The 12116-nt window shown below is 56.2% G+C and carries 11 protein-coding genes; 8 read left to right on the forward strand and 3 right to left on the reverse strand.

Translation table 11 applies throughout. The features are described from left to right. The first annotated feature begins 52 nt into the window (after positions 1 to 52). On the forward strand, positions 53 to 1714 hold the full coding sequence (gene tcp / locus M8370_RS11590) for a methyl-accepting chemotaxis citrate transducer (RefSeq protein ID WP_013096858.1): 1662 nt from the start codon (positions 53 to 55) through the stop codon (positions 1712 to 1714). A gap of 38 nt (positions 1715 to 1752) precedes the next feature. Here the strand turns inward: tcp and smrA are convergent, their stop codons facing one another. Continuing rightward, positions 1753 to 2316: a DNA endonuclease SmrA gene (smrA, locus tag M8370_RS11595; RefSeq protein WP_013096859.1), complete on the reverse strand. Its 564-nt coding sequence runs from the start codon at positions 2314 to 2316 to the stop codon at positions 1753 to 1755. Positions 2317 to 2669: 353 nt separating this feature from the next. Further along, on the reverse strand, positions 2670 to 3581 hold the full coding sequence (locus M8370_RS11600; protein ID WP_250021084.1) for a LysR family transcriptional regulator: 912 nt from the start codon (positions 3579 to 3581) through the stop codon (positions 2670 to 2672). Positions 3582 to 3756: 175 nt separating this feature from the next. Here M8370_RS11600 and M8370_RS11605 point away from each other — a divergent pair, with 175 nt between their 5' ends. From M8370_RS11605 to uspE, 7 genes are all read left to right on the forward strand, one after another. Next, positions 3757 to 5067 carry a M20 family metallo-hydrolase gene (locus M8370_RS11605; RefSeq protein ID WP_013096861.1) on the forward strand — a complete coding sequence of 437 codons (1311 nt, stop codon included), beginning with the start codon at positions 3757 to 3759 and terminating at the stop codon, positions 5065 to 5067. After that, positions 5067 to 6512: a M20 family metallopeptidase gene (locus M8370_RS11610; protein WP_058679536.1), complete on the forward strand. Its 1446-nt coding sequence runs from the start codon at positions 5067 to 5069 to the stop codon at positions 6510 to 6512. The genes M8370_RS11605 and M8370_RS11610 overlap by 1 nt, the downstream gene beginning before the upstream one ends. A gap of 38 nt (positions 6513 to 6550) precedes the next feature. Beyond that, positions 6551 to 8077, forward strand: a complete 1527-nt coding sequence (gene abgT / locus M8370_RS11615; RefSeq protein WP_250021085.1) for a p-aminobenzoyl-glutamate transporter — start codon at positions 6551 to 6553, stop codon at positions 8075 to 8077. Between the two features lie 10 nt (positions 8078 to 8087). Then, positions 8088 to 8603 carry a methylated-DNA--[protein]-cysteine S-methyltransferase gene (gene ogt, locus M8370_RS11620; protein ID WP_250021086.1) on the forward strand — a complete coding sequence of 172 codons (516 nt, stop codon included), beginning with the start codon at positions 8088 to 8090 and terminating at the stop codon, positions 8601 to 8603. A gap of 183 nt (positions 8604 to 8786) precedes the next feature. Then, positions 8787 to 9539, forward strand: coding sequence for a fumarate/nitrate reduction transcriptional regulator Fnr (gene fnr / locus M8370_RS11625; protein ID WP_006174991.1), 753 nt, complete (start codon positions 8787 to 8789; stop codon positions 9537 to 9539). 168 nt (positions 9540 to 9707) lie between these two features. After that, on the forward strand, positions 9708 to 9860 hold the full coding sequence (locus M8370_RS11630) for a hypothetical protein (protein ID WP_023620353.1): 153 nt from the start codon (positions 9708 to 9710) through the stop codon (positions 9858 to 9860). Between the two features lie 109 nt (positions 9861 to 9969). Beyond that, a complete protein-coding gene (gene uspE, locus M8370_RS11635) occupies positions 9970 to 10920 on the forward strand; it encodes a universal stress protein UspE (RefSeq protein ID WP_013096866.1) in 951 nt (316 codons plus the stop codon). Positions 10921 to 10960: 40 nt separating this feature from the next. Here uspE and M8370_RS11640 read toward each other — a convergent pair whose 3' ends face one another. Then, positions 10961 to 12070, reverse strand: a complete 1110-nt coding sequence (locus M8370_RS11640; protein WP_013096867.1) for a mechanosensitive ion channel family protein — start codon at positions 12068 to 12070, stop codon at positions 10961 to 10963. Positions 12071 to 12116 lie beyond the last annotated feature (46 nt).

Genomic DNA, 12116 nt, shown 5'->3' on the forward strand with positions numbered 1-12116 from the left:
TTAGACGACGATAGTATTTGTGTACCCCTGCACTTTCTTACGGACGACCGCTATGCTGAAAAATCTGCACGTGATTACCGGTATTATCTTTGCTCTCACCATATTCTGCCTGCTACAAGTTGTCACGGGAGGGTTGTTCTACTCTGCCGTCAGCAACGATCGCCATAACTTCCAGAACTCCGGGGTGCTTAATGCCCAGCAGGAGAGCCTGAGCGACAGCGTTAACACCCTCATCAAAACGCGCGTTACCGTGACGCGCGTGGCCATCCGCTATCTGAAAAATCAGCGCGATCCGGCGTCCCTTGAGGCGATCAACAAACTGCTTGGCACCGCGGGTAACTCTCTGGCTAAAGCAGAAGCCTATAACAAACAGTGGCAGGCCCTGCCGCAGGTTAACGGCCAGAGTGCGGCGCTAACCGATGAGATGCTGAAATCCTGGAACCAGATGCACGAAGTGATGCGTCTGTCGATTGAGTATCTGCGTGCCGACAACTATCAGGCCTATGGCGATCTGGATGCGCAGCAGGCACAGGACGATATGGAAGCGGTCTATAACCGCTGGCGCGCCGAAAACAACACGCTGCTGAAAGCCGCGGCCGAAGAGAACCAGAGCAGCTTTACCCAGATGCAATGGACGCTGGCGGCTATATTCCTGGCCGTTATCGCCGTGCTGGTGGTGATCTGGCAGGGATTACAGCACCTGCTGTTAAAACCGCTGCAAACCATTATGAACCATATTCGCACCATTGCGGCGGGCGACCTGACGCAGGATATTACCCTCTCTGGCCGCAATGAGATGGGCCAGCTGGCGGCCGGTCTGCATGAGATGCAGCAATCTCTGGTCACCACGGTCAGCGCCGTACGCGGCAGTACCGACTCCATCTACACCGGCGCAGGCGAAATTGCCGCCGGGAGCAACGATCTTTCCGCCCGTACGGAAGAACAGGCCGCCTCGCTGGAAGAGACCGCGGCCAGCATGGAAGAGCTGACCGCCACGGTGAAACAGAACTCCGACAACGCCCGTCAGGCGACCCTGCTGGCGAAGAACGCGTCTGAGACCGCGGCGCGCGGCGGTCATGTGGTGGATAACGTTGTCCGCACGATGACGGAAATTGCCGACAGTTCGCAGCAAATTGCCCACATCACCGGCGTGATTGACAGCATTGCCTTCCAGACCAACATTCTGGCGCTGAATGCCGCGGTAGAAGCCGCACGCGCCGGGGAACAGGGCCGTGGCTTTGCGGTGGTCGCCGGGGAAGTACGTACCCTGGCGAGCCGCAGCGCGCAGGCGGCAAAAGAGATCAAGGGCCTTATCGAGAACTCTGTCAGCCGCGTGAATACCGGCTCTGAACAGGTCAGCGAAGCCGGTGCAACGATGAAGGAAATTGTGGCGGCGGTCACCCGCGTGACCGATATCATGGGCGAGATTTCATCTGCGTCCGATGAGCAGAGTCGCGGTATTGAACAGGTGAGCCTGGCCGTTTCGCAGATGGACAGCGTCACCCAGCAAAACGCCGCGCTGGTGCAGCAGTCCGCCACGGCGGCAGCGGCGCTGGAAGATCAGTCCGAACAGCTGCGCCAGGCGGTAGCGGCATTTCGTCTGAACGGTAAACAACAGGCCACCGCGCCCCGTACAACGCATGTGAAAACACCACAGCTGTTGCGCCCGGCCACGGCAGGCACCGCCACCGACAGCAACTGGGAAACCTTCTGAGTTCAGCGCGGGCGAGCACCTCGCCCGCGCTAATCCCGTTAACGGCTGCGCTTGGCGTGCCGTTCCCAGTTCTCCTGTTTCGCGTCGTTGGATTTTCGGAGTGAAACATAACAGGCCCCGCTGCCGCCGTGATGCGGCAGCGCCACGCAGAAGGCCTGCACTTCCTCAAACTCTGTTAACCAGCGCGCCAGATAGCTACGTATCACGTTGGGATGAGCATTCTGTTCGCGCCCTTTTCCATGAATGATAATCAGATTGCGTAATCCGTCGCGTCCGGCCTGGCGAATAAAGGCGTACAGCATCTGGCGGCAACGCTCGGCGGGCTGACGTAACAGGTTCAGGCTGGCCTCGCGGGAGTATTTCCCCGAGCGCAGCTTATCCATTACGCCCTGTTGTATCCCTTCACGCTGAAATGCCAGCGGCTCATCCAGGGGCAGAAGTTCCAGAAAGCCCAGGGTGAGGAAGTTATCCAGCTGCTCGGTATCAATCTCCTGGCGCGCCCGCGTGTTGCGGCTCGGCTGCCAGTGAATATCTGCGCAGCGCTTCAGGGGCTGGACATCCTCCATGGCGTCAAGAAACAGTGATTTGTCGTCAGGGTTCATGGAAATCCTCCGGCTACATCTGAGCCTGTACTATACCTTCGCGGGGGGTGTGCCTCAACAGCCGTTCCCCCGGGCAGGGTGGCGCTGAAAGCAAGCTGATGAATATCAATCGACAGCCGGGGAAAAATTAAACATCACTTAACTCAAACTTCAGCGTAAATAAAACACGCAATTTGGCTTAAACATCCATAAAATCAAACACTCAACCGCCTTTCATTTTGAGAGAAAGCTGTTATAACTTAATTAACCTGCCTCATGGATATAACATCCAGGATATGCGAAGGGATGCACTGCTGTGTGTACTGAAGGGTCTGTCTGATGTCGGACAGGCCCTGTTTTTTATGGATGATGTTTCACGCAGAGACGATTGCCCGCGCCTCTCGTCTGAACTGCGTAATTAACGACTCCGTAAGCGGGGTCTGGCGTGAATCCCGACGCTGAATTAAATAATACGTCGCTTCTGGAAGTGATTCGACAACCGGCAGCATAACCAGACGCCCCGCCAACAGGGGGTCACAACCCAGCTCCTGCGGCAATATGCTTAAAAAATCGCTTTGTGCGACAAGGCTGATACACGACGAAAATGTTTCGCAGACCACGCCAATGCGGGGTATTTGCGAGCGATGGCTAAATACATCCTCTAACTGCTTATAATAACTTCCCCGGGGCGTTGGCATGGTCCAGTTATAATGCAGCAGATCGTTAATGGAGGTTGCTCCCGTCGCCGGATGTCCCTCCCGGCAAAATACGGCAAACGGTTTTTCTAATAGCTTTTCAAACGTAAATTCATGATCGTAAGGCCCCTGATAATAGGTATTGATGGTGAAGTCCAGTTCGCCCTGGCGTAATTCATTGATCATCGATACCAGCTGCCCTTCCATAATTCGCACCTTAACCTGCGGATGCTGCGCATGAAAGCGGGTGATAACCGCAGGCATAAGGCTTCGCGAAATACTCGCCCCCATCCCGATATTGATCTGCCCGGCCAGCTCGCCCTGCCGCTGGCGAATGTCATCCTGCGCCGCGCGCAGCTCTTCCAGAATCAGCCTGGCGCGCTGATAGAAGCCTTCGCCACACTCGGTTAACGCCACGCCTTTGCTTCGGCGCACAAAGAGCTGCGCCGCCATGCCCTCTTCCAGCTCTTTGATCGATTTGGTCAACGCCGGTTGCGAAAGATTCAGCGTCCTGCTGGCGCCGCGAATGCTGCCCTGACGCGCCACTTCAACGAACGCCCGAATTTGATGAAATTTAATCTGAAATGACATAGCCCGACCGATAACCGTTGTTTATCAGAGTAAAGAAACTGTCATCTACTTTAATGGAAAGGGATGTGCGAGGGTAATTCCTGAACGGTTAAAACTGTGAAAAATCGGTTAGTGATAAGTAAAAACTATCACAGCGTGAAGCAGTTCACATATTTTAATGATGACAGGAACAGATATGGACTCACTGGCACAGTACATCCAAACCTTAGCCCCGCAACTAAGCGCATGGCGTCGCGATTTTCACCATTTTGCCGAATCCGGCTGGGTGGAATTTCGGACTGCCGCGAAGGTCGCGGAGATCCTGGATAGCCTGGGTTATGACCTGGCAATGGGCCGCGACGTGGTGGATGCCGAAAGCCGTATGGGGTTGCCGGATAACGCTACCCTGACGCGAGAATTTGCCCGCGCCCGTGCGCAGGGCGCGCCCGAAAAATGGCTCGCGCCGTTTGAAGGCGGCTTCACCGGCCTGGTTGCCACGCTTAACACCGGCCGTCCCGGCCCGACGCTGGCGTTTCGCGTGGACATGGACGCTCTCGACCTGAGCGAAGCGCTCGACGACAGCCACCGCCCGTTCCGCGACGGCTTTGCCTCCTGCAATCCGGGCATGATGCACGCCTGCGCGCACGACGGCCACACCACGATTGGCCTTGGGCTGGCGCACGTGCTCATGCACAACAAAGCGCAGCTGAACGGCACCATCAGGCTGATCTTCCAGCCTGCCGAAGAAGGCACTCGCGGCGCACGCGCCATGGTGGCCGCCGGGGCACTGGACGGGGTGGACTATTTCACCGCCATTCACATTGGTACCGGGGTGCCTGCCGGGACGGTGATCTGCGGCAGCGATAACTTTATGGCGACAACCAAGTTTGACGCGACGTTTACCGGCGTTGCCGCACACGCAGGCGGTAAACCGGAAGAAGGCCGTAACGCCCTGCTCGCCGCCGCCCAGGCCGCGCTCGCGCTGCACAGCATTGCGCCACACAGCGAAGGGGCTTCCCGGGTGAATGTGGGAGTGATGCAGGCCGGCAGCGGACGCAACGTGGTACCCGCCCATGCCCTGCTTAAGGTCGAAACCCGCGGCGAGAGCGAGGCGATCAATCAGTATGTGTTCGAACGCGCGCAATCCGTCATTACCGGTGCCGCCGCGCTGTACGGCGTGACGGCTGAGATGCGCCTGATGGGGGCTGCCACCGCCAGCGCTCCGACACCTGCCTGGGTGGATTATCTGCGCCAGCAGGCAAGCCAGGTGCCCGGTGTGGAACAGGCCATTGATAAGGTTAAAGCCCCGGCCGGTTCCGAAGACGCCACGCTGATGATGGCCCGGGTGCAAGAAAACGGCGGCATGGCCTCCTACATGGTGTTTGGCACCGATTTGAGCGCCGGACATCACAATGAAAAATTCGACTTTGATGAGCGCGTCATGACCGTCGCTATCGAAACGCTGGCGCGCACTGCGCTGAATTTCCCCTGGACGCGAGGTGTGTAATGCAGGAGAACTACGCTTTTATTGCCGATGCAATCGACACGCGATGTCAGACGTTCACCGACATTGCCGACGAAATCTGGGATCACCCGGAAACCCGCTTTGAAGAGTTCTGGTCCGCAGAGCGGCTGGCCAGCGCACTGGAAGCGGAAGGCTTCACCCTGACCCGTGAGGCTGGCGGCATTCCGAATGCCTTTATCGCCAGCTTCGGTAGCGGTAAACCGGTGATTGCCCTGCTCGGCGAATATGACGCGCTGGCCGGATTAAGCCAGCAGGCACACTGCGCGACGGCACACGCCACCACGCCCGGTGCTAACGGCCACGGCTGCGGGCATAACCTGCTCGGCACCGCGGCGTTTGCAGGTGCCGTTGCGGTGAAAAGCTGGCTGGAGCAGCACGGCGGGAGTGGAACCGTGCGTTTTTACGGTTGTCCCGGCGAAGAAGGCGGTTCCGGTAAAACGTTTATGGTCCGTGAGGGCTTGTTTGACGACGTTGACGCCGCGGTCACCTGGCACCCGGAAGCGTTTGCCGGCATGTTTAACGTCAGTACGCTGGCCAATATCCAGGCCGCCTGGCGCTTTAAGGGCGTGGCGGCGCATGCGGCAAACTCGCCGCATCTGGGGCGCAGCGCGCTGGATGCGGTGACGCTGATGACCACCGGCACCAACTTCCTCAACGAACATATCATCGAGAAAGCACGCGTCCATTACGCCATAACCGATACCGGCGGCATCTCCCCCAACGTGGTGCAGGCGCAGGCCGAAGTGCTGTACCTGATCCGCGCCCCGGAGATGGCCGACGCGCAGCAAATCTACGCGCGCATTGAGAAGATCGCGCAGGGTGCGGCGTTGATGACCGAAACCACCGTCGAGTGTCGCTTTGATAAAGCCTGCTCCAGCTACCTGCCAAACCGCACGCTCGAAGCGGCGATGTATCGCGCCCTGCAACATTACGGCACGCCAGCCTGGACGGAGGAAGAACGCGCTTTTGCCCGGGAGATCCGCGCCACCCTGACGGCAAACGATCTGCAAAACAGCCTCAGAAACATTGCTGCAACCGGGGGGAACGAAGGTAAAGCCTTTGCCCGCCGCCACCAGGAGACCCTGCTGGTGGACGAGGTCGCGCCTTACGCCATCACCGATAACGTGCTGGCAGGCTCCACGGACGTGGGTGACGTTAGCTGGAAAATGCCCGTCGCCCAGTGTTTCAGCCCCTGCTTTACCGTCGGCACGCCGCTGCACACCTGGCAACTGGTGGCTCAGGGGCGAACGTCCATTGCCCATAAAGGCATGCTGCTGGCCGGGAAAGTGATGGGCGCCACCGCGCTACATCTGCTGCAGGACGCAGACCTGCTGAAAAAATGTCGTGAAGAGTTCGAACAACAAACACAAGAAAAACCGTACGTGTGTCCGATCCCTGCGGGCGTGACACCGTCACCTTTAAAATAAAAAAACACAACACAACACAACAGTCCCGAGGAACGCCCATGAGTATGTCATCCATACCTTCGCATTCCCCATCCGGTAAGCTCTATGGCTGGGTTGAAAGGATCGGCAATAAAGTGCCACACCCTTTCCTGCTTTTTATCTGGTTAATCGTGGTTTTGATGGTGGCGACAGCCGTGCTGTCCGCCTTAGGGGTGAGCGTGCGCAGCCCGGCCGATGGCAGCATGGTAAGCGTAAAGAACCTGCTGAGCATTGAAGGGTTGCACTGGTTTTTACCGAATGTGATTAAAAACTTCAGCGGTTTTGCGCCGCTGGGCGCCATTCTGGCACTGGTGCTGGGGGCCGGACTGGCTGAGCGCGTTGGCCTGCTCCCCGCGCTGATGGTGAAAATGGCTTCTCACGTCAGCGCACGCTACGCCAGCTATATGGTGCTGTTTATCGCGTTTTTCAGCCACATCTCTTCCGATGCCGCGCTGGTAATCATGCCGCCGATGGGGGCGCTGATCTTCCTTGCCGTCGGGCGTCACCCCGTGGCGGGTCTGTTGTCGGCAATTGCCGGTGTGGGATGCGGTTTCACTGCCAATCTGCTGATCGTCACCACCGATGTCCTGCTTTCGGGGATTAGCACCGAGGCGGCGAAAACAATCGATGCGGCCATGCACGTCAGCGTGATCGACAACTGGTACTTTATGGCCAGTTCGGTCATCATCCTGACGCTTGTTGGCGGGCTGATTACCGATAAGATCATCGAGCCGCGGTTAGGGAAATGGGAAGGCCGTAGTGACGAAAAGCTGGAAACGCTGAGCAAAGAGCAACGCTTTGGCCTGCGCGTCGCCGGGATAGTCTCGCTGGTATTTATCGCGATGGTGGCGCTGATGGTAGTGCCGGAGAACGGTATTCTGCGCGACCCGGTGAAACATACCGTCCTGCCCTCGCCGTTTATACAGGGCATTGTGCCGCTGATCATTCTGTTTTTCTTTGTCGTGTCGCTCGCGTATGGCATCGCCACTGGCAAAATCCGCCGCCAGGCCGATCTGCCGCAGCTGATGATTGAGCCGATGAAGGAGATGGCGGGCTTTATCGTGATGGTCTTCCCGCTGGCCCAGTTCGTCGCCATGTTTAACTGGAGCAACATGGGCAAATTTATGGCCGTTGGCCTGACCGATGCGCTGGAAGCCGCCGGGTTAAGCGGCGTCCCGGCGTTTGTGGGTCTGGCGCTGTTGTCGTCACTGCTGTGCATGTTTATCGCCAGCGGATCCGCCATCTGGTCGATTCTGGCCCCCATTTTCGTGCCGATGTTTATGATGCTGGGCTTCCATCCGGCCTTTGCGCAGATCCTGTTCCGTATCGCCGACTCCTCGGTGATCCCGCTGGCGCCGGTTTCGCCATTCGTACCGCTGTTTTTGGGCTTCCTGCAGCGCTATAAACCGGAGGCGAAGCTGGGTACCTACTATTCGCTGGTTTTGCCCTATCCGCTTATCTTTTTAGGGGTATGGCTGGTGATGCTGGTGGCATGGTATCTTGTCGGCCTGCCGATAGGACCGGGTATCTACCCGAGGCTGAATTAAAGGAAAGAGGATGCTGAGATTACTCGAAGATAAAATTGCAACGCCGCTTGGGCCGCTGTGGGTTATCGCCGACGAGCAGTTCCATCTGCGTGCCGTGGAATGGGAAGAGCACAGCGATCGCATGGAAGAGCTGCTCAACATCCATTACCGCGCCCAGGGTTTTGAGCGTATCAGTGCCACCAATCCAGGTGGGCTGAGCGACAAGCTGGCGGCGTACTTCGAGGGCGATCTCAGCATCATCAATGACCTGCCAACCGCCACGGCCGGTACGTCATTCCAGCGTGAAGTCTGGCAGGCGCTACGCGATATTCCGTGTGGTCAGGTTATGCACTACGGCCAGCTCGCAGAACAGTTAGGCCGCGCGGGCGCGGCGCGGGCGGTGGGTGCCGCGAACGGTTCTAACCCCGTCAGTATCGTGGTGCCCTGCCATCGTGTGATCGGCCGCAACGGCACCATGACCGGCTATGCCGGCGGTGTGCAGCGCAAGGAGTGGTTACTGCGTCACGAAGGGTATCTTTTGCTGTAGTTCCCAGGCTTTTTGTGCTTAATTTTCTACCGGTTAGGCTAAAAATCCATAATCAAGCTGTGGAATTTCAAGAAGATGGCAACACGTTGCCGTCTCTTGTCCTTATTGATGGTTTGCCAGGCTTACGTACTTACCAAAAAGATGTTAAAATTGACCAATATCAATTAAGGCTTGAGCAAACCTATGATCCCAGAAAAGCGAATTATACGACGCATTCAGTCTGGCGGTTGTGCTATCCATTGCCAGGATTGCAGCATCAGCCAGCTCTGTATCCCGTTTACCCTGAATGAGCATGAGCTTGACCAGCTTGATAACATCATCGAGCGCAAAAAGCCTATTCAGAAAGGGCAGACGCTGTTTAAAGCGGGAGACGAACTGAAATCGCTCTATGCTATCCGTTCTGGCACCATCAAAAGCTATACCATCACCGAACAGGGTGATGAGCAGATCACCGGCTTCCATCTGGCAGGCGATCTGGTCGGCTTTGACGCCATCGGTACTGGCCATCACCCGAGCTTTGCGCAGGCGCTGGAAACCTCAATGGTCTGCGAAATCCCGTTTGAAACGCTGGACGATCTGTCAGGTAAAATGCCAAACCTGCGTCAGCAGATGATGCGTCTGATGAGCGGTGAGATCAAAGGCGATCAGGACATGATCCTGCTGCTGTCCAAAAAGAATGCGGAAGAGCGCCTGGCTGCATTTATCTATAACCTCTCCCGCCGTTTCGCCGAACGTGGTTTCTCTCCACGTGAGTTCCGTCTCACCATGACCCGTGGCGATATTGGTAACTACCTGGGCCTGACCGTGGAAACCATCAGCCGTCTGCTGGGCCGTTTCCAGAAAAGCGGCATGCTGGCCGTTAAAGGTAAATACATCACCATCGAAAACGGTGAAGCGCTGGCTGTTCTTGCCGGCCACGCCCGCAACGTGGCATAAACCCCACGAATGATTGATGCCAGGCCGATAAATTTTTATGATTTATTGGTCTGGCAGGTAAGCACACCACTTCCCGCCCCTGCGACAGACATCCCCCGCTCCTGAAAGGTTCTCGTTGAGGTTAAATTGAGAGAAAGTTTATTTTTCGTTTCAGTTGTTATTGCCTCCGTGACCTTCCTTTTCATCTGGATCATGCTTGTCGGCCCAATGAAGGGAGAGGAAAAAACCTACGTTCAGGACTCCACCACGTTTGCCATCGTGGTGATGGTGCTGCTGTTGATCGCGTTTATCGCGGTGACAACGACGGTGCTATTCTTCTGAGATATTTTCATGAATTATTGATCTGGCAAAACCTTACCTCTGTTTCATTCAGGATATATAGGTTACTCTTTTAATTACAGACTGTGGTGACAGTAGTAAGGAGACCTGTATGGCAAAGTATCAAAATATGCTGGTAGCTATCGATCCTAATCAGGACGATCAGCCGGCATTACGACGTGCTGTGTATTTACATCAACGGATTGGTGGCAAAATCAAAGCGTTTTTGCCGATCTATGACTTCTCGTATGAGATGACCACCCTTCTGTCGCCTGACGAGCGTACCGCTATGCGTCAGGGAGTGATCAGCCAACGTACCGCGTGGATCCGCGAACAGGCGAAATACTACCTGGAAGCGGGTGTGCCTATCGATATTAAAGTGGTCTGGCATAACCGCCCCTTTGAAGCGATTATCCAGGAAGTCGTCGCCGGTGGGCACGATCTGCTGCTGAAAATGGCGCACCAGCACGACAAGCTGGAATCCGTGATCTTCACGCCGACAGACTGGCACTTACTGCGTAAATGCCCGTGCCCGGTCTGGATGGTGAAAGATCAGCCGTGGCCTGAAGGCGGCAAAGCCGTCGTGGCAGTAAACCTGGCAAGCGAAGAGGATTATCACAATTCGCTGAATGAAAAGCTGGTCAAAGAGACGCTGCTGCTTGCCGAGCAGGTTAACCACACCGAAGTGCATCTGGTCGGCGCTTACCCGGTTACCCCTATCAATATTGCCATCGAACTGCCTGAATTTGACCCGAGCGTATATAACGACGCGATCCGCGGACAGCACCTGCTGGCCATGAAAGCGTTGCGCCAGAAGTTCAGCATTGATGAGAACATGACGCATGTCGAGAAAGGGTTGCCTGAAGAGGTGATCCCCGATTTAGCCGAACATCTGCAGGCAGGGATTGTGGTGCTGGGCACCATCGGACGGACCGGTATTTCTGCCGCGTTCCTGGGCAATACCGCGGAACAGGTGATTGACCATCTGCGCTGCGACCTGCTGGTCATTAAGCCGGATGAGTACCAGACACCGGTTGAACTGGATGACCCGGAAGACGATTAACGTCAGTCTATTCGCCCGCCTCCCCGGCGGGCTTTTCTTATCAGCTCTCGATCGCTGTCTGTGTCTCTTCAGTTGATCGATCCTGCATCCACGGTGCGTGCAACACCATGCTGGGCAGCGCCAGCTTAATCTCCTGGGCGTTCAGCCCTTCGAGAATACGGATATTGATCTCCTGCTGGATATCCATGTATTTGTTGTAATCCGCCGTATTGACAATATGAACCACTTCAAACGTCAGGCGGTCACGGTCAAACCCGAGGAAATGGGCGCGATCGAACTTTGTCTCACCCACATCGGTGATGATCTGCCTGACCATATCCCCCACATAGCGCAGCTTTTCAGGCGGCGTGTCGCTGGCGACGCCAAACGTGAAGACGATGCGACGGGTCTGCATACGTTTATAGTTGTGGAGCGTCTGCTGAAGCAAAATGGCGTTACCGCAAACGATCTGCTCCCCGCTCAGGCTACGAATACGGGTCGTTTTTAAGCCTATGTGCTCCACCGTTCCTGCCACGTCGTTGAACACCACGAAATCACCAATTTCAAACGGTTTATCAAAGCCGATAGAAAGCGAAGCGAAGACGTCGCTCAGAATGGTTTGTACGGCGAGGGCGATAGCAATACCCCCTACCCCCAGGCTTGCCACCAGCGCGGTGATGTTGACGCCCGCGTTAGCGAGAATCGACAGCAGCATCACAGACCAGACGATAGCGCGAAGGATAAGACCGGTGATCACCAGGGTAACCGGATTTTTATGACTGCCGGGGGCAAGCATAACGTGTCGCAGCCACGACACCACGCCCTGATCCAGCCAGAGCGCCACCTGTATCGCGAAGACAAGGAACCAGGCGTGGCTTACGGTGCTAAAGAGTCGGTCGGGTAAATCAACAAAACGCAGGCTGATGAGCAGCGCCACGACAAAAAGCAGGAAGCGACTGGTGCGGTTAAGCATATCGGTCAGGATAAAACGCATCCTGTTTGTGGTTGGGTGCTTATCTCCCCAGGTTGTGATCCCTCTCTTAACGAATGCGATCAGGCGCGTCAGAAGCCAGTAGACCAGCAGCGTCACGACGATAACCGTGGCGACGCTTACCCAGAATGTCGGCGTCATCATCAGCTCCAGGATGTCGAAGCGGGACAAAAATTGCATTTCACCTCCTCGTAGTACACAAAGGGTAAAGTATAGACAGAGGAGA

Origin of the sequence: Enterobacter cloacae complex sp. OE43NF (assembly GCF_023544405.1) — a bacterium.
GTDB classification, from domain to species: domain Bacteria; phylum Pseudomonadota; class Gammaproteobacteria; order Enterobacterales; family Enterobacteriaceae; genus Enterobacter; species Enterobacter cloacae.